Annotated in this window: 26 protein-coding genes and 1 riboswitch; of the genes, 14 read left to right on the top strand and 12 right to left on the bottom strand. The window is 39.6% G+C overall.

Going from position 1 to position 23,916, the window contains the following annotated elements; all coding sequences use genetic code 11:
- Positions 1-2 precede the first annotated feature (2 nt).
- The 6 genes from ACP26M_RS08050 (at position 3) to ACP26M_RS08025 (ending at position 6,709) form a co-directional block, all read left to right on the top strand.
- Positions 3-1,121, top strand: coding sequence for a tetratricopeptide repeat protein (locus ACP26M_RS08050; RefSeq protein WP_426587757.1), 1,119 nt, complete (start codon positions 3-5; stop codon positions 1,119-1,121).
- Positions 1,122-1,126: 5 nt separating this feature from the next.
- Complete coding sequence (locus tag ACP26M_RS08045; protein WP_426587755.1) at positions 1,127-2,389, top strand: tetratricopeptide repeat protein; 1,263 nt, start codon at positions 1,127-1,129, stop codon at positions 2,387-2,389.
- Between the two features lie 491 nt (positions 2,390-2,880).
- On the top strand, positions 2,881-3,741 hold the full coding sequence (locus ACP26M_RS08040) for a glycosyltransferase family 2 protein (RefSeq protein WP_426587753.1): 861 nt from the start codon (positions 2,881-2,883) through the stop codon (positions 3,739-3,741).
- Between the two features lie 167 nt (positions 3,742-3,908).
- Positions 3,909-4,997: a GNAT family N-acetyltransferase gene (locus ACP26M_RS08035; RefSeq protein ID WP_426587751.1), complete on the top strand. Its 1,089-nt coding sequence runs from the start codon at positions 3,909-3,911 to the stop codon at positions 4,995-4,997.
- Between the two features lie 7 nt (positions 4,998-5,004).
- A complete protein-coding gene (locus ACP26M_RS08030; RefSeq protein ID WP_426587749.1) occupies positions 5,005-5,808 on the top strand; it encodes a phytanoyl-CoA dioxygenase family protein in 804 nt (267 codons plus the stop codon).
- 106 nt (positions 5,809-5,914) lie between these two features.
- Positions 5,915-6,709: an SDR family NAD(P)-dependent oxidoreductase gene (locus tag ACP26M_RS08025; protein ID WP_426587747.1), complete on the top strand. Its 795-nt coding sequence runs from the start codon at positions 5,915-5,917 to the stop codon at positions 6,707-6,709.
- Between the two features lie 81 nt (positions 6,710-6,790).
- Here ACP26M_RS08025 and ACP26M_RS08020 read toward each other — a convergent pair whose 3' ends face one another.
- On the bottom strand, positions 6,791-6,991 hold the full coding sequence (locus ACP26M_RS08020; RefSeq protein WP_426587745.1) for a hypothetical protein: 201 nt from the start codon (positions 6,989-6,991) through the stop codon (positions 6,791-6,793).
- A gap of 174 nt (positions 6,992-7,165) precedes the next feature.
- Here ACP26M_RS08020 and ACP26M_RS08015 point away from each other — a divergent pair, with 174 nt between their 5' ends.
- Genes ACP26M_RS08015 through ACP26M_RS08000 form a run of 4 tightly spaced genes read left to right on the top strand, consistent with a single transcriptional unit; the run spans position 7,166 to position 10,190 of the window.
- Entirely contained in the window at positions 7,166-7,642 is a 477-nt protein-coding gene (locus ACP26M_RS08015; RefSeq protein WP_426587743.1) for a DUF4442 domain-containing protein, read from the top strand.
- 9 nt (positions 7,643-7,651) lie between these two features.
- Positions 7,652-8,107 (top strand): GNAT family N-acetyltransferase, encoded by a 456-nt coding sequence (locus tag ACP26M_RS08010; RefSeq protein ID WP_426587741.1) that lies wholly within the window; start codon positions 7,652-7,654, stop codon positions 8,105-8,107.
- Positions 8,108-8,122: 15 nt separating this feature from the next.
- Complete coding sequence (locus ACP26M_RS08005) at positions 8,123-8,755, top strand: AlbA family DNA-binding domain-containing protein (RefSeq protein ID WP_426587739.1); 633 nt, start codon at positions 8,123-8,125, stop codon at positions 8,753-8,755.
- 52 nt (positions 8,756-8,807) lie between these two features.
- Positions 8,808-10,190 carry an MATE family efflux transporter gene (locus ACP26M_RS08000; RefSeq protein WP_426587737.1) on the top strand — a complete coding sequence of 461 codons (1,383 nt, stop codon included), beginning with the start codon at positions 8,808-8,810 and terminating at the stop codon, positions 10,188-10,190.
- Here ACP26M_RS08000 and ACP26M_RS07995 read toward each other — a convergent pair.
- From ACP26M_RS07995 to ACP26M_RS07970, 6 genes are read right to left on the bottom strand one after another with little or no spacing between them, the layout of a single operon-like run.
- The gene (locus ACP26M_RS07995) at positions 10,187-11,089 is read right to left on the bottom strand and encodes a histone deacetylase family protein (protein WP_426587735.1); all 903 of its coding nucleotides are present in this window, start codon (positions 11,087-11,089) and stop codon (positions 10,187-10,189) included. The two genes, ACP26M_RS08000 and ACP26M_RS07995, sit on opposite strands and share 4 nt — an antisense overlap.
- Positions 11,090-11,094: 5 nt before the next feature.
- Positions 11,095-11,952 (bottom strand): bestrophin family protein, encoded by an 858-nt coding sequence (locus ACP26M_RS07990; protein ID WP_426587733.1) that lies wholly within the window; start codon positions 11,950-11,952, stop codon positions 11,095-11,097.
- Between the two features lie 14 nt (positions 11,953-11,966).
- A complete protein-coding gene (kynU, locus tag ACP26M_RS07985; RefSeq protein WP_426587731.1) occupies positions 11,967-13,250 on the bottom strand; it encodes a kynureninase in 1,284 nt (427 codons plus the stop codon).
- A 25-nt stretch (positions 13,251-13,275) separates the two neighbouring features.
- A complete protein-coding gene (locus ACP26M_RS07980; RefSeq protein WP_426587729.1) occupies positions 13,276-13,878 on the bottom strand; it encodes a DNA-3-methyladenine glycosylase in 603 nt (200 codons plus the stop codon).
- Positions 13,875-14,525, bottom strand: coding sequence for an alpha/beta hydrolase (locus ACP26M_RS07975; RefSeq protein WP_426587727.1), 651 nt, complete (start codon positions 14,523-14,525; stop codon positions 13,875-13,877). The genes ACP26M_RS07980 and ACP26M_RS07975 overlap by 4 nt, the downstream gene beginning before the upstream one ends.
- Positions 14,525-15,001, bottom strand: coding sequence for a GAF domain-containing protein (locus ACP26M_RS07970; RefSeq protein ID WP_426587725.1), 477 nt, complete (start codon positions 14,999-15,001; stop codon positions 14,525-14,527). Before ACP26M_RS07970 ends, ACP26M_RS07975 begins: the two co-directional genes overlap by 1 nt.
- Positions 15,002-15,075: 74 nt before the next feature.
- On the opposite strand from ACP26M_RS07970, the gene ACP26M_RS07965 reads away from it, so the two are divergent.
- Positions 15,076-15,777 carry a DUF3291 domain-containing protein gene (locus tag ACP26M_RS07965; RefSeq protein WP_426587723.1) on the top strand — a complete coding sequence of 234 codons (702 nt, stop codon included), beginning with the start codon at positions 15,076-15,078 and terminating at the stop codon, positions 15,775-15,777.
- 7 nt (positions 15,778-15,784) lie between these two features.
- Positions 15,785-16,033 carry a hypothetical protein gene (locus ACP26M_RS07960; protein WP_090525603.1) on the top strand — a complete coding sequence of 83 codons (249 nt, stop codon included), beginning with the start codon at positions 15,785-15,787 and terminating at the stop codon, positions 16,031-16,033.
- 225 nt (positions 16,034-16,258) lie between these two features.
- Here ACP26M_RS07960 and ACP26M_RS07955 read toward each other — a convergent pair whose 3' ends face one another.
- From ACP26M_RS07955 to ACP26M_RS07940, 4 genes are all read right to left on the bottom strand, one after another.
- Entirely contained in the window at positions 16,259-16,972 is a 714-nt protein-coding gene (locus ACP26M_RS07955; protein ID WP_426587721.1) for a diphthine--ammonia ligase, read from the bottom strand.
- 39 nt (positions 16,973-17,011) lie between these two features.
- Entirely contained in the window at positions 17,012-17,698 is a 687-nt protein-coding gene (locus ACP26M_RS07950) for an SIR2 family NAD-dependent protein deacylase (protein ID WP_426587719.1), read from the bottom strand.
- An 82-nt stretch (positions 17,699-17,780) separates the two neighbouring features.
- Complete coding sequence (locus ACP26M_RS07945) at positions 17,781-18,353, bottom strand: DUF6580 family putative transport protein (protein WP_426587717.1); 573 nt, start codon at positions 18,351-18,353, stop codon at positions 17,781-17,783.
- Positions 18,354-18,404: 51 nt separating this feature from the next.
- The gene (locus ACP26M_RS07940) at positions 18,405-20,354 is read right to left on the bottom strand and encodes a TonB-dependent receptor plug domain-containing protein (RefSeq protein ID WP_426587715.1); all 1,950 of its coding nucleotides are present in this window, start codon (positions 20,352-20,354) and stop codon (positions 18,405-18,407) included.
- Positions 20,355-20,474: 120 nt separating this feature from the next.
- A riboswitch (cobalamin riboswitch) is annotated at positions 20,475-20,669 on the bottom strand.
- On the opposite strand from ACP26M_RS07940, the gene ACP26M_RS07935 reads away from it, so the two are divergent.
- Complete coding sequence (locus tag ACP26M_RS07935; protein ID WP_426587713.1) at positions 20,643-21,968, top strand: serine hydrolase; 1,326 nt, start codon at positions 20,643-20,645, stop codon at positions 21,966-21,968. (Overlaps the previous riboswitch by 27 nt.)
- 68 nt (positions 21,969-22,036) lie before the next feature.
- Positions 22,037-22,771 carry an SRPBCC family protein gene (locus ACP26M_RS07930; RefSeq protein ID WP_426587711.1) on the top strand — a complete coding sequence of 245 codons (735 nt, stop codon included), beginning with the start codon at positions 22,037-22,039 and terminating at the stop codon, positions 22,769-22,771.
- Between the two features lie 52 nt (positions 22,772-22,823).
- On the opposite strand, the gene ACP26M_RS07925 is transcribed toward ACP26M_RS07930, so the two are convergent.
- On the bottom strand, positions 22,824-23,897 hold the full coding sequence (locus ACP26M_RS07925) for an acyltransferase family protein (protein ID WP_426587709.1): 1,074 nt from the start codon (positions 23,895-23,897) through the stop codon (positions 22,824-22,826).
- Between the last annotated feature and the right edge of the window lie 19 nt (positions 23,898-23,916).

Below are 23,916 nucleotides of genomic sequence, written 5' to 3'. Positions count from 1 at the left end.
ATATGCACTACCGCAAGATCATTTTATCGGTTTTAATTACAAGCTTTACTACAACTTTTGCCTTCGCACAAAAAGAAGCGCTGAAAGTTGTAGTAAATAACCTGGCTTTTTATAAACAGAAAAACGACCTGAAATACTTGGCCGCGGCAAAAAAATCTGCAGATAGTTTGATCATTACCAAGTCGGATACGGCTGATATTGAAAAAAACCTTTACCGGGCTATTGTAAATTCGAGTATCCTGTACATCGATTCTTTAAACAAACTCGGGATGCCTGCAGATATGCTTGACAAAACAACCAAACTGGTTGATCGGTTATCGGGCATGAATAAGGTTTTCAAGTACCAGTCTGAACTTGATTATACCAAGCGCTGTCTGGCAAACGTTTATATCCGAAAGGGGTTTGATGCGGTGAATAATTCAGATTTCGCTAATGCTAAAACTTCGTTTGAAAACGCGAAAAAATATGCACCAGCGATGAATCAAATTAATACTTATATCGCTTTCGCAAACAATAAAGCTGGTAATTTGCAGGATGCTGCTGTGTATTATAGCAATATGCTCAAGGTTGACAGTGCCCGTACCGAGTATATCGAAACAGCATCAAATATCTATAAATCATTAGGCGATACGGCTAAAGCATTGCAAATCCTTCAAAAAGGAAGAAAGATTTTGCCGAATGATCGGTTCTTGCTGCTTGACGAAGCCAATATCTATAACAATAAGAAAAATTATAAAGCGTTAGAGCCTTTAATTGGTCCCTTGCTTGATATTAATGCCAATAACGCCGATATTGCATTTGTTGCAGCAAATTGCTATGATCATTTAGGTAAATTTGACCAGGCAGAATCACTTTATTTACACGCCATTGAACTAAGTGGGACTTATTTTGACCCCGTATTTAATTTGGGTTTATTGTATTTAAAACAAAGCACAACCACAAAAGGGGAGAGGAGCATTCAGGACCTGGGACGTGCTATACAGTGGCTTGAAAAGGCTAATGAAATTTCACCCAACAACGTAAGTAGCTTGCAAGCTTTGCAAATGGCCTATGCCAAAACCAATAACCAGGATCAGTTAGATAAAATAAACAATAAACTAAAACAGTTAACCAATCAATAATAATCATGAAAATCAGACTTTTGATGGCGGGCCTGTTAGGCTTAGTTTCAGCAACCGCTTTTGCACAAAAAGGCGAGTTAAATACCGCAAAAGAAGAATATGAAAAGTATTCGGGTTTAAGAGGACAGCCGGCAATGGCGGCAATGGCGGGCAAAAGCCTTACTACTGCGAAAGAATCAATTGACAAAGCATCAGCCAATGAAAAAACCGCTACTTTACCGCTTACCTATGCTGTAAAAGGTTCAATTTACTCGGCGTTAGCTGTTCAGGACACTGTTCCTGCCACTTCATTGCCGTTATTTACTACAGCTGAAGAAGCTTTGAAAAAAGCTAAAGAAATTGACACAAAAGGCGAAAACAAAAAAATGATTGATGAGGCTTATTTAAACCTTGCTCAATACCAGTTAACCAAGGGGGTTAAAGAATACTCTGCGGGTAAATATGATCTTGCTTATAAGTCATTTGATTTTTACCGTACAGTATTGCCCGAAGATACCAATGCTATTTACTATACAGGCCTTGCAGCAGCAAACGGAAAAAACTATCCTGCAGCAATTTCCAACTACAGCAAACTGGTAACTACTAAATATTCAAAAAACGCTGGTGTTTACCTTGATCTTTCTTCGTTATATCTTGCCAGCAAAGACACCGCAAATGCACTTAAAACTGTATCGGAAGGCGTAAGTAAATATCCGGCAAACAGCGAGCTGCGTAAACGAGAAATTGAAATCAGCCTGCAAACAGGCAAAGAAAAAGAGGTTACCGATAAGATCCAGGCGGCTTTAGCAAATGACCCAAAAAACAAAACCTTGTATTATTATGCCGGTTTAACTTACTCACAAACAGCCGATAATTACGCAAAAGAAGCGGGCGCAACTAAAGATGCCGCTGCAAAAGCAAAGCTACAAGCATCAAAAGCCGAAGCTTATGTTAAAGCCGGTGAAATGTATAAAAAAGCTTTAGAAATTGATCCAAATTATTTTGAGGCTAACTTAAACTATGGTTATGTAATTCTTAACCCGGCCATCGATGCTTATAACGCAGCCAATAAATTACCGGCTAACAAACAAAAAGAATATGATGCTGCCATTGCGAAAGCCAAAGCCCAGTTTGAACAAGCTAAACCATATTTAGTAAAAGCTGTAGAACTTCAGCCAAAATCGATTGACGCATTGCAAAATTTAAGAACTTATTACTTAGGTGTTAAAGATGATGTGAACGCCACTAAATTAAAAGCACAAATCGACGCACTACCAGCTAATCAATAATCTCCAAAGATATACTATAGAAGAGGGCCTTTTTATAAAGGCCTTTCTTTAAAGACTGTTATTTAACATAATGTTAATTATGAGAATTATTTATGAGGCAATTTTTACGCGCTTAAGTACCTAAATTTAGGCCGGATTGCACGGATGCACACCTGATATTTACAGCCATTCACATGAGTGTAAACTAAATAAAAAAGTAGTTTACAATTTGGGAGTCAATAAAGTGCTGTTGACTGCTATTGGATGTGGAATAAATATATTTGACATAGCAAAATGCTGTATTAGCCGACTCGGAATTATTTAATTTTTTGATCGAAACTCAACTGAAAAAAACCTATTTGACACAATAGGCTTTTTCAATTAAATAAATAATGTGAGTCATATGGCGAAGCATTGCACAATCTCCAAACGTATGAATGGTTCGGCATTTATCAAATGCCATTTCATCAGGAAACCACTTAATAAGCCTATAAATAAATTTTACTTTTTATATGATAACAGATCAGAACTTGATGGTCAGTGTTTGCTGTACTACTTATAACCATAAAGATTTCATCAGTCAAACCATTGAAAGCTTCCTGATGCAGGAAACTAACTTTCGATATGAAATTGTTATTGGTGATGATTGCTCAACCGACGGTACAACTGAGATATTGAGATCATACAAGGAAAAATACCCGGATAAGATCAAGATAATTTACCCGGAAAAAAATCGTGGTGCTCATTTAAACGCAATTAATACTATCAAAGCATGTGAAGGAAAATACATTGCGCTTTGTGATGGAGACGACTACTGGACGAGCCCAAAAAAACTGCAAAAGCAAGTGGACTTTTTGGAAAATAACCCGGAATATATTATTTGCTGTCACTACACGCGGGTGATTGACATCCATAACAATACGCTGAATATCGATCCCAACCCGGTACCGCTTGAGTATACTTATCACGATTTGTTGATTGGCAAGCAGGTAGAAACCAAAACGGCTACTGTTGTTTATCATAATATTCCTGAGGTACACGAATTATTTGAAAAACAATGGTATATGAGCTGTTATGCAGCTGATAAATTTTTTAAGATCTTCGCAACCTTTAAGACAGGGCGTAAAATATATGTAATTCCCGAGGTAATGAGTTGTTATCGCAATCATGTTGGAGGCATTTGGAGCATGATAAGGAATGAAGCTCGTATGGAAATGGTTATCAGTGATTTTAACCTAATCATCAGGCGTTTTCATTATCGCGGCATGCAAAAGAAAATGCTGCTGCTGTTGTATCTTAAAAGATATATACTATTTGAATTAGGCCGTTTTCGGTTACGTAAAGCTTTTGATACAATAAAATACCTGCTTTAAACTAAATTAGTTTATTCTTCCCAATACTTTAATTTGTGCTTTTTATCACAGCACCTGAATGTTTTTTTAACGTGTCAACTGGCCAATAACTGCTGTTGATCGCTCTCTACCTCCTGCCCTCCCCGGCATATAATCAATAACCATGTATATAATAAAGAGATTCACTTATGAATTATCGAAGCGTCACTATACGTAATAGAAAAGATTGGGACGAATATATAAGCCGGTCACATGCACACGAGGGGTTTCATACCTGGTATTATCATTCTTTAAATACTGAGGGAGAACCACTTTTGTTTGTTTATGAGGAAGAGAAACTCTTCATTGCGTTGCCGGTGATCAAAAGAAAAATTGAAAACTCCGAATACTTCGATATGACTTGTGTGTATGGTTATTCAGGGCCTATATCCAACATCTATCTGAACAATTTGTCGGTCTCAACAATCATGCAATTTAAAAATGCATTTACAAGTTTCATGAAGGAAGAGTCGGCCATTTGCATCTTTTCGAGATTGCATCCATTTCTTAATCAGCATCATTTGTTAGAGAACATTGGCGGTATAAAGGATAATGGAACAACATTATACGTTGACCTCTCCATATCTGTGGAAGACCAGCGAAACAGATATGATAAAAGGCTTGGTCGTCAAATAAGAAGTCTTCGGAAAATGGGCTTTGTTATCAGAGAGGCAGGTACGGTTCAGGAAATTGAAGATTTTGCCGAAATGTATTATAAAAATATGGATCGGTTGAAAGCTTCATCCAATTACTATTTTGATGTCCAGCATTTCGTCAACCTCCTTAATGAAGAATACATGAAAAACAAACTTATTTTAATATACGATGGGCCCAACCTCATGTGTGGAGCGCTCATTCTATTGTCTGATAACATTGTTCGGAATCATCTTTCGGCTACATCACCGGATTATCTGAATATCTCTCCGAGTAAATTATTAACAGATGAAATAAGTATGATAGGCAGAAGATTAGGAAAAAAGATCTTTCACCTTGGAGGCGGCGTTGGTGGAAAGGAAGACTCGCTTTTTAATTTCAAAAAGCTTTTCTCCAACTTACAGGTAAAAGACCGGATCTGGTGTTACGTTAACGATGAGTCTGTTTATAACGAGCTTGTTTTAAAATCGGGTGTGGATCCCAACCCTGAAATTAAATTCTTCCCTTTATATCGTCATCCTGACAAAAAAAAACAGGCAGCTGCCTCTGAATCAGAAACAACCACAATTGACAACCTTAATTAATTATAAAATGAAAAATAAGTTTAACTATTCCGATGCTGACCTTGCCGTATTTGACCGGGTAATGGATGAATATGGATGGATTATATACGAAAATGCCCTGGACGATGAATTCATTGTCGAAATAACAGATTCATTGATACCTGCATACAATCTCAGGCGTAAAATTCAAATTGCAAATGGTATAGGTGATAACATGAACGGAACATTACACCATCTTGTTGAACGGGAAAGATTTTCACTGAAGTTTCTTGAACGAAAATATTGTGCAGATCAGATAATGCATTTTTTAAAAGGAAATTACATTATAAATTCGTTGGGTGCGGTCATTAATTTAAAAGATGAAAAACCATATGTTCAAAACATCCATCGGGATATAAGAAGTTTTACCGGCGACTTTAAAGTAATGATTCAAATGATGATAATATTAGATGATTTTACTCTTGAAAACGGATCAACTTATTTTTTGTCAGGCTCGCATAAAAGCGATGAAAAACCGGAGAGCGATTTTTTTTACAAGAATGCTGATCGCGCCAATACAAAAAGAGGCAGCATTATCTTGTTTGACTCCAATTTATGGCATGCGGCCGGTAAAAATTACACTGATGCAACAAGGAGGACATTAACCATGGCTTTTACTAAGCCCTTTTTTAAACAACAGCTTGATTATCCCAGATTTTTGGGATATGAATTTGGCGAAGGATTAAGTGATGACCTGAGGCAAGTATTGGGTTATAAATCCCGGGTGCCGGAAAACTTAAACGAATATTATCAGCCTGTTGAAAAAAGAATGTACCAGCCCGGCCAGGGTTAATTCAAATTTGGCATCTATTGTCAATGCTATTTAATCTTTGATTTTAAAATCTGCCTTAAGCTAACAACAGTGCTACACTTGTGTTATTAAAGCAAAAATTAAAATTATGGATCTTAAACTTAATGATAAAACAGCGCTTGTAACCGGATCAACGGCCGGCATTGGTTACGCTATTGCGAAAGCATTAGCCAGCGAGGGTACTGCGGTATACGTAAATGGTCGTAACCAAACCAAAGTTGATGAAGCTGTAAAAAAAATAATTGCAGAAACCGGCAATAATAAAATTAAGGGCATCGCCGCCGATTTTTCAAATATTGCGCAAGTTGAAGCACTCATAACCCAATTGCCTGAAATTGATATCCTGGTAAACAATGTTGGTATTTTTGAACCTAAGCCATTTGCTGAAATTACAGATGCCGACTGGCTGAAGTTTTTTGAGGTTAATGTGTTGAGCGGGGTGCGGTTATCGAGGGCTTATTTTAATAAAATGATCAGCAAAGATTGGGGCCGTATCATTTTTATTTCCAGCGAATCTGCATATCAGATCCCTGAAGAAATGATCCATTACGGGACAACCAAAACAGCTCAAATTGCGGTTGCACGTGGCCTGGCCGAACTTACTAAAAGCACCGGTGTTACTGTAAATACTGTTTTACCCGGTCCAACCTTATCTGAAGGTGTTGGCGACTTTATAGAGGCGCTGGCGAAAGATCAGGGCTTAAGTAATGCAGAAGTAGAAAAAGAGTTTTTTACCAATATGCGCGGTACCTCCTTAATAAAACGCTTTATTACTACAGATGAAATTGCCAGTATGGTTACTTATGTTGCCAGTCCGCTATCGGCAGCAACTAATGGAGCAACATTGCGCGCTGATGGCGGTGTTATAAAAACCGCATTCTAAAATTTAAAAAGAGGAAAACGAACGCATAAAAAATCCCGGTCTGGTGAAATACCCGGCCGGGATTTTTTATGCGTTACCAAATTACATTTTCTTGGTAGTGTCTTTTTTAGTAGTGTCGGTTTTAGTTGTGTCAGTGGCTGCCGGTGCCGGCGCACTCTGGCTTGTTGAATCCATTTTTGTACTGTCAGAGCCATCGCCTGCTTTTTTTTCCGAACTGCAGCTGGTCGCGATAGCGCCTATCATCGCCGCGACAAGTGCGAAACTTAAAAATTGCTTTTTCATAGTTATTTGCTTTTAATTAAATGATCAATTTATGTGAACCATACTATAAACCAACCTTTAACCGTATTGTTTACCCGTTATTCTGGATTTTGTTATCTTTTTATTTTTAAACATAGCCTTGTTTGATTAACATTTGCGACTCAGTGTTTAATTTTTTTCTCATCTTTAAGCGCTATGGTAGTATCCGAAGGATTATTAAAGTGGGTAATGCGCTTCTACCCTCCTCTCCTTTTCCAGCGCATCTGGGTAGTTAAATTCAGTAAAGGCTACCGTGGTGTTAAGGTAAAGATCAGGAAGAGTTTTCTTAACAAAAACTATAATAACTCAATTTTTGGCGGCACGCTTTTTTCGGCTGCAGATCCCTTTTACCCTATTCTGTTTTATCAAATATTTAGCCATAAAGGCTATAAATTAATGGTGTGGTCAAAATCAGCAACTGTAAAATACGCAAAACCGGCAGCAACAAATTTATTTTTTAATATTGAATTGACTGATAGCGATATAGCCGAAGCAGAGCATGTTTTAAATACGGGAGGAAAATTTATTCGCCCCTTCCCTATTGACATTTACAATAAAGATGGCGAAATATGCGTATCCGTCATAATTGAGGTTTACGTACGAAACTTAAACTTTATTGATACTACTATATAACTTATACTGATGGCTGTAATTATGAATGACGAGGCTTTTGAAAAAAAAGGCTTCATGATCTCAACTGATAAAAATCTGCTTAATGTTGATGGTATTTATGATTACCTAAATAATGAATCATACTGGGCAAAAGGGATCCCGCGTCAAAAATTAGCCAGGGCAATTGAAAACTCCATGTGTTTTGGCATCTATCTCAAGAATGAGCAGGTGGGTTTTGCGCGCGTTGTTTCTGATAATGCTACGTTTGCCTATATCTGCGACGTATTTATTTTACCCGGTTACCGGGGCATAGGCCTTTCCAAATGGCTGGTACAAACCATTGTCAAGCATCCCGATCTGAAAGGTTTAAGAAGGTGGTCGTTAGCTACAAAGGACGCGCACAACTTATATAGCCAGTTTGGCTTTTCACCCATTTCACGCCCTGAAACCTGGATGGAAATTTTCACACCATACATTAAGCCCTGATAATTATAAAAGGCTATGCATAAAACAAATGTAAAGAAGCTGATTTTTGAAGGAGAAGGCGTAACCGTCGACTTTAAAAAAACGATAACCAGTTGCGAAAAAATAGCCCGGACAATGGTATCATTCGCCAACAATAAAGGCGGCAAGCTACTTATTGGCGTAGCTGATGATGGCACAATAAAAGGGGTAAAATCTGAAGACGAGGAAAAGTACATGATAACAAAGGCGGCGCACTTATTTTCGCGCCCGGCCCTTGAGCCAACTTTTGAAGAAGTTTACTTTGACGATAAACTGGTGTTGGTTGTTGATACACCGGCAAGTGAACTAAAACCTCACTATGCCCTTGCCGAAGACGGTAAATGGTGGGCGTATGTACGTGTAAAAGACAAAAGTGTACTGGCCAGCAAAATTGTACTTGAGGTTTTAAAACGCTCTTCAAATGATCAGGGTGTTTTAATTGAGTATTCTGAAAACGAAAGCACCTTGCTTGGCCATTTGGAAAAGGCTGGACGCATCACCATAAAAGAATGCAGCGAGCTGCTTAAAGTGGGGCGCAGGCGTGCACAAAATGTATTGGTAGACCTGATACTATCGGGCCTGATCAAGATCAACACAACCGAAAAGGAAGAATATTATACAGCCTGCTGACTTTTCTGTGTGCCCAAATGGTTACTTTTGAGCTCCTGTTGCCTGAGTAATTATGAGAGCCGTTTACCAAAAATACAAACCTTATTATCTTGAAAGCCTTAAACTGGCTATCCCGGTAATTATATCAAACGTTGGTCATACGGCTGTCCAGATGTCTGATACCATTATCGTTGGCCATTTTGCAGGCACTGTTTCATTGGCTGCGGTATCAACAGTAAATAGTCTTTTTATGGTGCCGCTGGTTATAGGCATGGGCATCTCGTATGGTTTAACACCGCTTGTCGCCCAAAATAATGGCCGTAAAAATTATAAAGAGTGTGGACTGTTATTGTCTAATAGCTTATTTCTTAATATCCTAAGTGGGATTATTTTATTTTGTGGAATTTATTTTGGTACCATGTTGCTTATCGGTCACCTTGATCAATCGCCCGAGGTTGTAAAAGAAGCTAAGCCGTATTTATTCCTGTTGAGCCTGTCTCTGATCCCGCTACTAATTTTTAATACGTTTAAGCAGTTTGCCGAAGGTCTTGGCTTTACCAAACAAGCCATGATGATATCTATATGGGGTAACCTCATTAATATTTTATTGGGGATAATTTTTGTTAAAGGCTTGTTCGGTATTCAGCCGATGGGCATCAAAGGTGTTGGTTACAGCACACTTATTGATAGATGTGTAATGGCTACAGTAATGGGAACTTACGTTTTCCGGTCAAAAAATTTTAAAACTTATTTAACGGATTTTGCCATTAAGAATATTGATAAGCTTCGAGGTATTCAGATCATGAAAATTGGTACACCGGTAGCTATGCAATATACTTTCGAGATCAGCGCCTTTGGTGGAGCTGCTTTATTAGTTGGCACCATTGGTGTAATCGCGCAGGCCGCACACCAGGTAACTATAACCATGGCCTCCATGACCTATATGATGGCCAGCGGCATTGGCGCGGCTGCGGCAATTAAATCGGGTAACTATTTTGGTGTAAGTGATCATCGTAATTTAAGGCTTGCGGCTATATCCAATTATCACATTGTATTGCTGTTCATGACGTTTACAGCAGTAGTATTTGCTTTAGCCAGGCATCTTTTACCATGGATAATTACTTCGGATAAAGAGGTAATATCTATTGCATCACAGCTACTTATCATTGCTGCATTCTTTCAGCTATTTGATGGAGCTCAGGTGGTTGGGCTGGGCGTGCTGAGAGGCATGGGCGATGTAAATATTCCAACAGTTATTACCTTTTTGGCTTACTGGGTGATTGGTTTGCCCATTGGCTACCTGCTTGGTATTAAATTTAACCTTGGGGTTTACGGAGTTTGGTATGGCCTTGTACTTGGCTTGGGAACAGCATCGGTACTTTTATTCGCGCGCTTCAACCTGCTTAGTAAAAGCCATAAGATTAAACCTGTGATACCCGTAATTGCGAAAGACTAAAAATAAAGGTCTACAGCCACTTTGAAGGTATTACAATGTGCATCGACAATATCTTTAATTTGGGGCGAATAACCACCTCCCATGCTTACCTGTACCGGGATATTGTGTTTAATGCACTGTTCAAAAACAAACTGATCGCGGGCTTTGCAGGCCTCTTTACTTAAGGCAAGCTTACCCAACTTATCGGTAGCTAAAACATCCACACCCGATAGGTAAAAGATAAAATCCGGCTTATGCTGGTCGATCAGTCGCGGCAATGTTGTTTCGAGGATATCGAGAAACTCATCGTCGCCCACACCATCTCGTAAAGGAATGTCTAAATCCGAACGTTCTTTTCTGTAAGGGAAATTATTAGCTCCATGCATCGAAAACGTGAATACCCTTGATTCATTTTTGAAGATCTCGGCAGTGCCATTGCCCTGGTGCACATCTAAATCAATTATTAAAATAGATTTGGCTGATTCACTATTTAATAAATAATTAGCCACGATAGCCTGGTCGTTTAATAAGCAAAAACCTTCGCCCCAGTTACTGCCCGCATGGTGGGTTCCGCCGGCTACATTGAAAGCAATACCATTTTCAAAAGCATAATGGCAGCTGTCAATTGTACCCCGGGCTATCCTTACCTCACGCTCCACCAAACTTGCGGACAAGGGAAAACCCGTACGTCTTTGTTCTTTTGGCGACAAGGTTAAATCACGAAGCTGATGCCAATAATTTTCATCATGCGTTAAAGTGATAATATCTTCAGCAAGAAGTCCAGGTGAAAACAGGGTGTCTTTACTAATTACACCTTCATGCAATAGCTGCGCCGGGATCAGCTCATATTTGAGCATCGGAAAGCGATGGCCTTCGGGCAGCGGATGGGCATATATCGGATCGTAAGCTATTTTAAGCATTTCTCTTATCCTATCAACTCCCCTACGTGTTTCTGGATATTTTCGCAAATGCTATCCAGCGGCAGATCATTGGCATCGCGACCAAATGGGTCCTCGATTTCTTCGGCTAATAACTCAATACTCGCAAAAACAAAAAGTACAAAGCAGATTATCGGGATAATAAAATATTTGAGATCAAAGGCCCAGGTAAACGGCAGTGTCATGATGTACGTAAAGATAAATTTCTTGATAAAAACATTGTACGAAAACGGAATAGGCGTTTTCTTAATTCGTTCACATGCTCCGCAAATATCTGTAAAAGAAGTAATTTCAGCTGTTATGCTAAACAATTGCTCCGGGTTGATAGCACCTTCTTTATTTAACCTGTAAATGTTTTTAATCATTTCAGAAGCTACCTGGTTGGGTACATGTTTTTGTGCATCAACACTGATGAACGACTGCTCCTCCGGAACATATTCATCCCGTAAATGATCTCTCAAGGCTCTTGCATAACGCGGAATAGCGTAATTAAAAAAAGCCAGTTCATTTTTTTCGCCAATTAGATGTTTTAATTTGATGGCAAGGTTGCGGCTGTTATTCACCAGGCTTCCCCAGATCTTACGCCCTTCCCACCAGCGGTCATAAGCCGAGTTGATACGGAATGCCAGCAATAAGGAGAATACGAAACCTATTGTTTGATGAATAAAGATTACCTTCTTAAGTATGCTTGTATCGGGTAGCTGCCAAAAATCAATCAGGAAATAGGTAACAACACCTGCATATGCACCTACGGCAAGCATAAGTGGAAATAACTCGCGCAGCGTTTCGGCTTTATTTATTTTAAAAATGAATGAAAACCACTCTTTGGGATTGTAGTAAACCATATATCTCTGAAAATTTAAACAACTTTTAGTGCATCAGCCATCAATCTGACTGCTTTGTAAACATCCTCAAATGTATTGTAAAGCGGTACAGGGCTCAGGCGGATCACATCCGGTTCGCGCCAATCGCCTATAACACCATTTTGTGCGAGATAGTTGAAAATAGCCTTGGCATTTAGCTTGCAAACTACTGAAAGCTGGCAGCCGCGGGCAGCCGCATCAGCTGGAGTAATTATCCGATAAATCTCTTCGCCCTGCTGTTCATTGATGCCTTGAATCAAAAACTCCAAATATCCCGTTAAATGAATGCTTTTTTGACGAAGGGTATCTAACCCGCCCGCATCATTAAAAATAGCCATAGAAGCTTTAAATAAAGCGAGAAGTAATATCGGGCTTGTGCTTACCTGCCAGCCGGCCGCGCCAATCTCAGGATCGAAACCAGGGGCCATCAGGAATTGCTTGTCGCGACGGTATCCCCACCAGCCGGCAAACCTGTTCAGTTCCTTATCGGTAAAATGTTTTTCATGCACAAAAATGCCGCTTATACCGCCCGGTCCGGAGTTCATGTATTTGTACGAACACCAGCAAGCGAAATCGGCTCCCCAATTGTGCAACTGCAAGGGGACGTTCCCCGCAGCATGAGCCAGATCAAAGCCTGCATAAGCGCCTGCTGCATGAGCCGCATCCGTAATTGTTTTCAGATCAAAAAACTGTCCGGTATAATAATTGATTCCGCCGAACAGCACTAAGGCAAGTTCATTTTTGTTTTGATCAATGGTTTGAATGATATCTTCGGTACGTAATGTGACCTCCCCCTCTCGCGGGAAAATCTCAATTATTGTATCCTTAGGATCGAGACCGTGGAATCTCACCTGGCTTTCCATTGCATATTGATCAGAAGGGAAAGCCCCTCCCTCCATGAGAATTTTAAAACGCTTATTATCTGGTTTATAAAAACTTACCATCAATAAATGAAGATTTACTGTAAGTGAGTTCATTATGGTAACTTCATTTTCCTGGGCGCCTACAATGCCAGCAATTGAGCCGGTAATGGATTTGTGATAATCAAGCCAGGGATCATCTCCCTGAAACCAACCTTCAACAGCAAGGTTTTTCCAGGTGTTTAATTGATCGGCTAAATATTGTTGCGCGGAAACCGGTTGCAAGCCAAGCGAGTTGCCGCAAAGGTAAATTGCATCTTCGCCGTTATGCTGAGGAATTAAAAAACGGCTCCGGAAATTTTTTAACGGATCCTGGTCATCCAGTTGCCGGGCAAACGCCAGATCATTTTGATAGTTCATTTGCCAATATTACAAAATTGAGAACTTATTTATTGGGCTTACTTACGTAAACATTGCCTTTTACATAGAAACGATAAGGCAGCAATGCATCTTCTGCCGCATAAGCCACTCCTATCCTCGGGCCGGCTTTTATTTGATCATCTGGGAAATGAAGGCCGCGATCTTCAAGCCAGATCGTATCGCCCTGCAAGCTAAACGCATTGATATCGCGCGAAATCCCCAAAGCCTTAGCTACCGAACCCGGACCGGCAGTGATGGTTGGTTTAAGAATCGGCATATTGCGGCGGGCCTGCATCGCCTCAATTCCATCGGTGGGTTGGATAGCCCGGATGAGTATAGCCTGCGGGTGCCCTTCAACAGAAGTAACGATGTTAAACATTTCATGAATGCCGTAGCACAGGTAAACATAAGCAATACCTCCCTGCATAAACATAGTTTTAGTGCGGGGTGTAAGGCGGTTACCAAAAGCGTGAGAAGCTTTGTCTACAACACCATTATAAGCTTCTGTTTCAACAATATAGCCACCAGTAGTTACACCATCAATACAAGTAAACAAATACTTACCTAACAGATCTTTACTGATACTTACAACGTCGTTCCCCAGGTAATAACTTTCTGGTAATTTCATTTTTTCAGGATTCCCTTCAACAATTTATTGATCTCTTTTGCTTTGTCAAAGATCATGATGTGCGTACCTCCCTTAACGATGGTAGCAGCCTTTATTCTTTTATAATCAAACACCAGATCTTTATCACCCGTAATATGGTAAAGGTTTGGCGGCACAATTTCGTTCTTCCAGTGCAAAATAGCGTACATGGCCCATTTCATAAACGCCGGCGATGATTTTTTTAGCATATCGCTAAACAACCACGCATCTTCCCGGCTCATGTGGCCGAACAACGGTTTAATCATAAACCCCATCGAATTAAATGCTTTTCCCGGGATAAGCTTGTAAACAGGCAGCGCGCGAAAGAGTTTAAAATACCATGGAGCTTCGTCGCTGGTTTTAATGCTGGAGATCAGGATAACCTTTTCAACCGGGATAAATTTAGCTATTTCAACGGCGATGATCCCTCCCAATGAATTACCTATCAATACCGATTTTGGCTTGATATTATATTGATAAATAAGCATTTGAGCATAAGTAACTAAAGTATCATTTAAATTCGGTTCGACCCAATCTACCGTAATTACCTCATATTCATCATTGAGATTAATGTTGTTATAAACGCGGGTATCGGCGCCAAGGCCGGCAATCAGATAGATCCTGCTCATTAAAAATTAATAAGCTTTACTATTTGCTCGAGATACTGTGCATCTGTTTCATTGAACTGATCAAGCAATTCGCTGTCTACATCAAGTACTGCTACCACTTTATCATCTTTAAATACCGGCACCACGATTTCCGAACGGGAAAGCGAACTACAGGCAATATGCCCGGGAAACGCATCAACATCCGGCACAATCAAAGTTTTAGTCTGCTGCCATGCGGCTCCGCAAACACCTTTCCCCAGGCCAATGCGGGTACATGCAACCGGTCCCTGGAACGGCCCTAAAACCAATTCGTTTCCTTTAACCAGGTAAAAGCCCACCCAAAACCATTTAAACTGTTCCTTTAGGGCTGCAGCTACGTTTGCCATGTTGGCCACAAGGTCAGGCTCGCCGTGAAGTAATGCCTCTATTTGAGGAACAAGTGAAGCGTATTGCTCCGCTTTATCGGTTGATGTATTTATTGTTAGATCTTCTGCCATGATGTAAAAGTAACTATGCTGCGTTGAAAGTAAATAAGGCAAATATCATATTTAATCTTTTATTTAGCATTTGCATGATCGTTAGCCTTACTATAATCCGCTACCGCAAACTATTTATTCCTTTTGCCCTGCTGGCAATGGCTGTTCATCGTCTTCCCCTGTTGATGCAAAGAGGATGCAGCTTTTACAAGCTTCTTGGCTCTGGCAAAAACGGAACTTTTGATCTTGAACCAGACTGGCAGCAATGGGGCTTATTAGCCTGCTGGAATAGCCGGGAAGATTTCGATGGGTTCTATAACCGGTCGTTCGTATCCTCCTGGTGGAAGCTGTTAGGCACCGAAAGCTGGACAATGCTTTGCCTGCCCCTGCAAAGCCACGGAAGCTGGGACGGCAAAGAACCATTTGGCAAGCCCGAAGCGAACGATATCAATGGCCCTGTCACTGTGCTTACCCGCGCTACTATCCGGTTTAACAAGCTTAAAAATTTTTGGGCCAATGTTGATGCTGTCGCAGATATGATGCGATCCGCTCCCGGTTATATCAGCTCGTTTGGCATTGGCGAAGCGCCGGTATACAGGCAAGCCACATTTTCTGTTTGGGAAAGCCTGGATCATGTAAAGGCCTTTGCCTATAAAAGTCCCGAACATGCCGAAGTGATTAAAAAGACAAGAAGCGAAGGCTGGTATAGCGAAGAGCTTTTTGCGCGGTTTAAACCGATTGCCAGCTTTGGTACCGTTAACGGAAAAGATCCCCTGAACGGTTTATTGAATAAATAAAAAAGACATGAGAATTATTGCAGAACTCCCCCATCCCGATTTTAAAATCTCTATCCTGAATATGAACAATAAGTTTATTGTTAAGGTAGAGCAGGGCTCTCTTGAGCAAAGTTACAAGATCCCTGAAATGGACTTAACCGACGGGGTTAACAGTGTTTTTGAATTACTTGATGAAGAGTTTTTAAAAAAAATAGCCGCCCGGTTTATCGACATGCGTAATGATTACAAAGACGCTTATTTTAGATATAACTATTGAAGTAAAACATCCATTTGCATTGATAAACAATAACTTATAATCAATCGCAACTGCAGGCAGAATTTAATTTGGCAAAAAGTTACATTTTAAGCGCTGTTTGTCTTCATCTTACCTTGTATATAAATAAAAAGTTAAACAAGTAGATGTTAATATATTGATATAAAAAGAGTTATATATTTAATCAGAATTTTATTCTGTGTTAACTTTGGCAGAATAAATGAAAGATCAAGCCAATAAAAGGTCGCAATACCAAAAGCCGGAAGGCTTGGTGTCAGTAACTGAAGTGCAGGAATCATCGGCATTTTTCGGTGCTGCATATTCCTTAAAGATCTTCACACCTGTTTTGTATTCAATTGGGTTTTTAAATATCGGCCCTTTAAAAGTGAAGGTGTGGAACTCCCCGTTTTCTCCGCATACGTCAACATCATCGGGTAAAGCATCAAGTAGTTCCCGGCTGATCTCTTTTCCAACAATGCGTTCCAGGCGCTGCTTGGTACAGGCTATTACAGTGCCGAAACCGAGGTTCAAAAATTCATCTATCAATTCGGATGTATCCCTTTGCCACAGCGGGTAAATACCTTTGAGCCCAACCTCGCTTAACCGTGCATCGCGGTAATCTTTTAGGTCCTGCAAAAATATATCTCCAAAAACGGAATGGGTTACACCTTCATTTTTAAATCGGTTTAAATGATGGCGCATTACATCGTCATATTGCTGCATTCCCGGCATTTCGGGCAGGCGGATCTGGTATAAAGGAATACCAATAGCTTCGGCCTGTTTAATCAGCAACTCTGTTCTTACACCGTGCATCGAAATTCTGTCAGCCGCGTCATTGATCGTAGTTACAAGATAAACGATTTCCAGATCCGGATTTTGCAGGCAATAATATAAGGCGAGGGCGCTGTCTTTTCCGCCGCTCCAATTGAAAATACATTTCATATTTAATGAGAGGATTTATTGAGTTAGCGAATTAGTGATTTAATCTTTCAATAATTCATTCACCAATGCAGGTACGCCTATGGTAGCTTTTTCCTGAATCTTAATTACTGGCCCTTTAACATTTACCGAAGGAATATTAGGATCGATAATATACTTTGGCACCTCGCGGTCAACATAACCGATAAGCCCTGCGGCCGGGTAAACAGCAAGCGAAGAACCTATGAGCATGAACACATCAGCTCCTGCACAGATCATCGCAGCATGCTCTATCATCGGTACAGGCTCACCAAACCACACTACATGTGCGCGTAATTGCGAACCTAATTCGCAAAGGTCGCCCATTTTAATTTCCCAACCTTCAATTGGATATGTAAGCTCGGGCTTTATGCTTGATTGCGAACGGGTGATAATGCCGTGCAGGTGCACCACATTAGTTGAACCCGCCCTTTCATGCAGGTCATCGATATTTTGGGTGATGATGGTTACATTATATTTTTCTTCGAGGGCAGCAAGGGCGTAGTGTGCTGCATTGGGCTTGGCTTCCAATACTGTTTTACGGCGTTCGTTATAAAATTGCTGTACCATAACCGGATTATGCTCCCAGGCTTCGGGGGTGGCTACATCTTCAATATTATATCCCTCCCAAAGGCCATCACTGTCCCTAAAGGTTTTTAAACCACTTTCGGCGCTGATACCTGCGCCTGTTAATACTACTAAGTTTTTCATTTTGATATAGATGATAATTGGTCAGGCCAAAAAAAAGCGGATTGCCTTTCAACAATCCGCTTTAAATTTAAATGCTTTTATATCATAATGCCAATTGCTTTTTGTCACGAAGAAAAGTGTACTTATTCTTAGCTAACTCAAAGCCGCCGAAAAGTATTGCACTAAATACTAATGTACCCAATGCCATGTTTTTCTCAAACGGAATAGCTTTAATCAATGATTCACCATAGCCAGCTAAGGTATGCGGATAAAGTGTACCATATAACCAGGGCAGATCTGTAATTAACCAGTGAATTAAAACTGCTGCGATTGAGCCTAAAAGCACATTAAGAACATTTACCTTTTCAAGCAAATTACCAACAAGCACCATTAATGCAAAACACAGGTAAACCCATGCGGCTCCGCCATACCATAAAGTTAACTTTGAAGTATACAGGTAATTAATCACGATATCTGTAGTAAACAACGTAAGCAATACAGTAGCATACCCTTTCCACTTTGAGGTAAAATAAGCACCGCCAAATAATGCAATAGCACCTACCGGATTGAAATTACTCAATTCTTTATACTTAAATGCTAAAAGCCTGAATGCGGCAGCAACCAGGATCATCAAGATCAGGAACAGGTTGCGATTGGTGTTATCTTTTGCGGTCATGATTTTATATATGGCGTAAAATTACTTAATAATCCGAACAATACGCAAACGCTATTTAAATTGATACCTGGCACCAAGCATGAAGTTGATACCGCGGGTGTTATATCCTAACCAATCTACGTATTTAGTATCCAAAACGTTGTTCAGATCGCCAAAAACATTTAGATTTTTGGTTGCCTTGTATTCCAAATGTAAATCTACCAGGTTATAGTGTTTCAATGTAATCACTTCTGATCCATTGTTTGTAAAAGTCAGATCTGTACGGTTGCCTGTATATTTGTAGTTAACGCCGACCTGAAAATCGTTTAAAATATCATAACTAATGTTGGCACCTAAGGTACTTTTAGGCCTGCGGTGAAGGTTGCCGGTTTGTGTACCGGCTTCGTCGGTTAGTTTACCTGTTACATAAGCGTAATATGCAGATGCATGAATTTTATTATCGTGATATTTTAATTCGGTTTCAAAGCCCTTATCTTTTTGCTGTTGCCCGTTTGCATATTGACTATAAGGAGGGCCAGACAGGTTTTTAAAATAGATAACATCTTTGGTATTGCGCTTGAAAAACTGGGTGTTAAATGAAAGGGTATTCTTAACAATCTCCCAATCAAAACCAGCTTCATATGATGTAGTGATCTCGGGGTTTAATTTCGAATTACCATATTGCGAAAACAATTGATATAGCGAAGGTGATTTGAAGGCCGAAGCTATGGTACCAAAGATCTTAAACTGATCAGCAAGGAATAATGATGGGTTGATGGTGTAGGTAAACTTGTCGCCATATTTGCTATGGTTGTTGTACCTGCCACCTAACTCCATGTGGAAGATATCGTATTTGAAAAATAACGACGTATAAGCGCTGAATATGTTATTAGCAGCATCACCAGCTTTAATAATGCTCGGCACACCCGGATAAGATGTTGATTCATACAGACTGTACTGGCTTGTGTTGCTGTATTTAAAGGCCGCACCGCTGGTAATATCAAAATACTTATTCAATTCATAATTAAACACAGCTTCGACATTGGTTATACGCCCTGTATTTTTTGTAACCTGGTGGGTTCCGCCATTGTCAGAGGGAAGGTTGGTGAAATCATTTTGAACCGTATTTTGCGACAGGTTCACGTTGAGGTTACCTTTTGGCAAAATCAATTTTGCACCTACACCGCCAAATAAGAATGTGTTTTTATAAGTGTAATCATTGTCGTTTATAAAAGCACCGTAAGGAAGATCACCGGTATTGTGGCTTACCTGCAGGTTTCCATTAAGAATAAATTTAGATGAAACATTTTGGCTCAGGTTCACGCTTGCCGAACGCTGATGAAAACCATCTTTCTTAAATCCACCTTTGCCGGTAGTATCTGTGGCCGCGGCAAAACCTTTTGAATCGGTATTTGAAAGATTAACAGCTATACCTGTGTTCTTTACCCTTCCAATTAATGAAGCCGATTCTTTAAACGTATTATAGCTGCCACCTGTTAGCTGCAATCCACCGGTTAATCCTTGCTGTTTAGCTTTTTTGGTGATGATATTAATAACGCCTGCTACAGCATCAGAACCATAAAGCGTTGAACCGCTTCCTTTCAAGATCTCGATATGATCTATCAGATCCAGCGAAAAAGCGTTAAGATCATAGCTACCATCAATGCCCGAAGCATTGTTTACCGGAAAACCATCGACCAGGATAAGGGTATTGCCAGATGAAGCTCCGCGCAAGAAAACCGATGTGCTGATACCGGGGGCATTGTTTGCACCTGAAAAAGTTATACCGGCAACCGTATTTAATAATTGAGGTAATGATTTACCCTGAGATTTATTGATCTCATCGGCAGAAATGATGGTAACAACGCGGCCGATGTCTGACAGTTTTTTAGGCGACCGGCTTGCAGTTACTACTACCGTATTGAGTGTGCGTGTGGTATCCTGTGCATATGCTGCTGAGGTAGATAAACCAACAGCTAACAAACCGAATCCCAAAGTAATTTTAGCGTACTTTTTTTCCATGTATGATTGATATGTGTAAAATAATAATGCAGCCTTAATAGCATACACGGAAATGAATAAAATGAAAACACGCCAAACGAAGAGCATTCACATTCAAGCTTCAATCCCCGAAAGCTATGAATAACATATAACGCTTTGGCAGGTTTTCTGACTTACTCCCCTTTTTGCCTGGCCTTCCCTCCTGTTTACAGAAAGTGACTTTATAGATTTGGCAACGGTTACGGAGCTTACAGCTGCGGGACAGTTACGGACTTACACCGTATTCCCTTTTAATTCATTAAACAAATAATGAAACCTAAAGCGCTGCAAAAGTACAATAAGTATCCGTTAACCTCAAATTACATAGCTATATTTATCATGATGAAATATCTCTGTATTTTACTGCTGATCATGAGCGCATCTGGCAGCTTTGCCCAGCAACCAGATACCATTTTTCTAAAGGCTATGCTGTATGAACATCCCGAATTATTTTCGGGTATCCTGAACCATCGCACGCAAAACGAGGTACAAATACTATATACCCGGATAGACAGGGATAAAAACAACATCCCTCACTTTACCTCGTATAGTTATCGCCTTAACGCGCATCATTATTTTTATCCGGCAAGCACGGTAAAACTCCCCACAGCCATATTCGCCCTTGAGAAGTTGAACGAACTGAAAGTAAAAGACTTAAACAAAAAGTCGGTAATGATCACTGATAGTTCATTTGCCGGCCAAACCAAAGTGCGGGTGGATACATCATCGGCAACGGGTCTCCCATCCATTGAGAACTACATTAAAAAGATCTTACTGGTGAGTGATAACGATGCGTACAACCGGCTTTATGAATTTGTTGGCCGGGTGGAGATTAATCAGAAACTAAAGAAATATCACCTTAATAACACCCGTATTGTAGGCAGATTGGCTATTGGTGATGCGGGAGAAAGTACGCGGCACACCAACCCTATCGATTTTTATGCCAGCAATAAACTGATTTATCACAAGCCTGCATTATATGATACTTCAAACTATCCCATGCACCTGGAAAACATGCTGCAGGGAAAAGCTTATTTAGATAGCAGCAACAGGCTGGTTAACAGGTCACTCGATTTTTCTGAAAAGAATGTTTATGCTCTTGCCGATCAGCAAATGGTTCTTAAACGGTTATTATTTCCGGAAACTTTTCCTAAAGCGCAACGCTTTAATTTAACGGCGGAAGACTATCGTTTCATTTACCGTTATATGAGCACCTTCCCTACCGAAAACACTAAACCTACTTATCACCAGCCCGAATATTTTCCGGCTTACTGCAAGTTTTTGTTTTATGGCGGGGATAGCACGGCAGTTATTAACCCAGATATCAGGGTCTTTAATAAAGTTGGCGACAGTTATGGTTATGATATTGATAATGCCTATATAGTAGATTTTAAAAATAAGGTTGAGTTTATGCTCAGTGCCGTTGTACAGTCAAATGAAGATGGCATACTCAACGATAATAAATATGAGTACGCAACGGTATGCCTGCCTTTCCTGAAAAACCTCAGTCGGGTGATATATCAATATGAACTTAAACGCCCTAAAAAGCACTTTCCCCATTTAACTAAATTTAAATTTACTTATAGCAAAAAGTAATAAAATTCACTTCTGAAAAACTTAGTAGCCCTAAAGGTGTTTTAAAAACGATAACTATTTAAAAACCTATGGCAACTACAATAGTAAAATATACCGACAACTTCCCCGTGCTTTATGGCGATGACCGCATAAACCTGAACTGGCCCGAGCGTTTTACGTCCATTGCCGGAGGTGTGAAACTCGGCTTTTCAGGCTTTAAAAACATATTCAAAAATCCGCTTTCAAGTATTGTAAAGATAGGTGCAGGCGGTTATCTGTTAAACCGTGGGATCACCGGGCATTGCGAACTTTATAAGCGCATCGGTAAACTATCAACCAACCCGATAAACGTAAATATCCGTTCGTCATTTGTAGTAAATAAACCAAGGGAAAAGGTTTATCAATTTTGGCGCAAGCTGGATAACCTGCCTCTGTTTATGAAACATCTGGAAAGTGTAGAAGTTATCGACTCCAAATATTCGCATTGGGTGTTGAAACTCCCCAAAAATGTAGCCACTATCAGCTGGCATGCTGAAATTGTTCATGACGAACCTAATGAAGTGATCGGTTGGAGTTCGCTGTCTGATTCAATGATCAACAACGCGGGTAAAGTACGTTTCCAGGATACCGTTGACGGGAAAGGTACCATCGTTGATGTAGTGATTAGCTACCAGCCGCCTGCAGGTGGTGTTGGTGCAGGCATCGCCAAAATATTAAACCCTGTTTTTAAAAATATGGTTGATAAGGATATCCAGAATTTTAAACAGTATATGGATATTAATAACGATCCGGATGAGTTTGTCGAAGTAATTGTCGTTAAATAATAAAATTAACACTTTTATCCCAGGGTGCCTTTATATCTTACAACAATAGCTATCATTTCCGTCTGAATTTTGATTTAAGTTTTAGAAAACGCCGTTCATAAAAGTAATATGATAATAAAGGGACAGTAATCAAACCCAATACATTGTAAGGAAATATGCTTAATGGCATTTTGCTATCCTGGCCGGTAAATAACTGTTGCCATATGTATATGCCATATGATAGAACACCAATAAATGACAGTAATTTATTGTTTAATACTTTAAAAATCCAATCATTTGCGGGTATGATATTGCTTAAAATTAAATAGCCGGTAATTACCGAAATCGCCAGGTTTACGTACAGTGATTTTAAGGTATAAAATTCGTCAAAGTGTAATCCAAACATCAATATTATAGCCAAAATATTGCCGGCTACCTTTGTTTGTTTGAGCCAAATTACCTTTAAAGTTTCTTTGGATGCCATCAACGCAAAAAAACAGCCGACACCAATTGATTGAAACTTTATAAAATAGTGAGTAAAACCGTAAATAATGCCACGATTCAAAAGGGGAACAAACTGTTGCACTGTACACAATAGCGGCAATGTGAATACAATGGCGATAATGATATAATAAAATGCAGTTCTGTTGATCTTTAAAATAAAAGGAAAAAGGAGATAAAATTGTTCTTCAACCGATAAAGACCAATAATGGCTGAAGTAATAAGTGAAATCATGGCTGCGGAAATAGCTAAAATTCATTAGATATAATGCAGAGCCAAAAAATTGAATCCAGGAAATGTTTAAACTGTAGAAATGGTTTAATAAAAACACCACTCCGATATATAAATAGGCTAAAGGAAATATTCTCAAAAATCGCCTGATATAAAATTTCTTTAACGATAAGTCTCCTGTTACTTCTTTTTCTTTTAAACATAGGCTCGTAATTAAAAAACCACTTATTACAAAGAAAATATTTACTCCCAACCCGCCGTTGAATATTGTGGTATAAAAATAATTATCAGATAACTGAAGATGGTAAAATACAACCAGGATAATTGAAATACCCCGAAATCCATTTAAGGAGTAATAATAGTTGTTGCGCAATAGGTTGGATAAGGTAGGCTGCCCTTCCGGGTTTAATATCATACAGTAAAAATAACAAGCA

It is taken from the genome of Mucilaginibacter sp. R-33, from assembly GCF_049949235.1.
In the GTDB taxonomy this organism is placed as follows: Bacteria; Bacteroidota; Bacteroidia; order Sphingobacteriales; family Sphingobacteriaceae; genus Mucilaginibacter.
This window is presented reverse-complemented; position numbering and strand designations above follow the sequence as displayed.

Excerpts from the sequence above, each read along its gene's own strand:
- ACP26M_RS08010 (WP_426587741.1), top strand. The coding sequence starts at position 7,652 with ATGGCTGTAATTATGAATGACGAGGCTTTTGAAAAAAAAGGCTTCATG.
- ACP26M_RS07935 (WP_426587713.1), top strand. The coding sequence starts at position 20,643 with ATGAAACCTAAAGCGCTGCAAAAGTACAATAAGTATCCGTTAACCTCA.
- ACP26M_RS08050 (WP_426587757.1), top strand. The coding sequence starts at position 3 with ATGCACTACCGCAAGATCATTTTATCGGTTTTAATTACAAGCTTTACT.
- ACP26M_RS08035 (WP_426587751.1), top strand. The coding sequence starts at position 3,909 with ATGAATTATCGAAGCGTCACTATACGTAATAGAAAAGATTGGGACGAA.
- ACP26M_RS07975 (WP_426587727.1), bottom strand. The coding sequence starts at position 14,525 with ATGAGCAGGATCTATCTGATTGCCGGCCTTGGCGCCGATACCCGCGTT.
- ACP26M_RS07950 (WP_426587719.1), bottom strand. The coding sequence starts at position 17,698 with ATGAAAAACTTAGTAGTATTAACAGGCGCAGGTATCAGCGCCGAAAGT.
- ACP26M_RS08000 (WP_426587737.1), top strand. The coding sequence starts at position 8,808 with ATGAGAGCCGTTTACCAAAAATACAAACCTTATTATCTTGAAAGCCTT.
- ACP26M_RS07990 (WP_426587733.1), bottom strand. The coding sequence starts at position 11,952 with ATGGTTTACTACAATCCCAAAGAGTGGTTTTCATTCATTTTTAAAATA.
- ACP26M_RS08030 (WP_426587749.1), top strand. The coding sequence starts at position 5,005 with ATGAAAAATAAGTTTAACTATTCCGATGCTGACCTTGCCGTATTTGAC.
- ACP26M_RS08040 (WP_426587753.1), top strand. The coding sequence starts at position 2,881 with ATGATAACAGATCAGAACTTGATGGTCAGTGTTTGCTGTACTACTTAT.
- ACP26M_RS07965 (WP_426587723.1), top strand. The coding sequence starts at position 15,076 with ATGATCGTTAGCCTTACTATAATCCGCTACCGCAAACTATTTATTCCT.
- ACP26M_RS07945 (WP_426587717.1), bottom strand. The coding sequence starts at position 18,353 with ATGACCGCAAAAGATAACACCAATCGCAACCTGTTCCTGATCTTGATG.
- ACP26M_RS07925 (WP_426587709.1), bottom strand. The coding sequence starts at position 23,897 with ATGATATTAAACCCGGAAGGGCAGCCTACCTTATCCAACCTATTGCGC.
- ACP26M_RS07940 (WP_426587715.1), bottom strand. The coding sequence starts at position 20,354 with ATGGAAAAAAAGTACGCTAAAATTACTTTGGGATTCGGTTTGTTAGCT.
- ACP26M_RS08005 (WP_426587739.1), top strand. The coding sequence starts at position 8,123 with ATGCATAAAACAAATGTAAAGAAGCTGATTTTTGAAGGAGAAGGCGTA.
- ACP26M_RS08025 (WP_426587747.1), top strand. The coding sequence starts at position 5,915 with ATGGATCTTAAACTTAATGATAAAACAGCGCTTGTAACCGGATCAACG.
- ACP26M_RS07930 (WP_426587711.1), top strand. The coding sequence starts at position 22,037 with ATGGCAACTACAATAGTAAAATATACCGACAACTTCCCCGTGCTTTAT.
- ACP26M_RS08045 (WP_426587755.1), top strand. The coding sequence starts at position 1,127 with ATGAAAATCAGACTTTTGATGGCGGGCCTGTTAGGCTTAGTTTCAGCA.
- ACP26M_RS07980 (WP_426587729.1), bottom strand. The coding sequence starts at position 13,878 with ATGAAATTACCAGAAAGTTATTACCTGGGGAACGACGTTGTAAGTATC.
- ACP26M_RS07960 (WP_090525603.1), top strand. The coding sequence starts at position 15,785 with ATGAGAATTATTGCAGAACTCCCCCATCCCGATTTTAAAATCTCTATC.
- ACP26M_RS08020 (WP_426587745.1), bottom strand. The coding sequence starts at position 6,991 with ATGAAAAAGCAATTTTTAAGTTTCGCACTTGTCGCGGCGATGATAGGC.
- kynU (WP_426587731.1), bottom strand. The coding sequence starts at position 13,250 with ATGAACTATCAAAATGATCTGGCGTTTGCCCGGCAACTGGATGACCAG.
- ACP26M_RS07995 (WP_426587735.1), bottom strand. The coding sequence starts at position 11,089 with ATGCTTAAAATAGCTTACGATCCGATATATGCCCATCCGCTGCCCGAA.
- ACP26M_RS07955 (WP_426587721.1), bottom strand. The coding sequence starts at position 16,972 with ATGAAATGTATTTTCAATTGGAGCGGCGGAAAAGACAGCGCCCTCGCC.
- ACP26M_RS08015 (WP_426587743.1), top strand. The coding sequence starts at position 7,166 with ATGGTAGTATCCGAAGGATTATTAAAGTGGGTAATGCGCTTCTACCCT.
- ACP26M_RS07970 (WP_426587725.1), bottom strand. The coding sequence starts at position 15,001 with ATGGCAGAAGATCTAACAATAAATACATCAACCGATAAAGCGGAGCAA.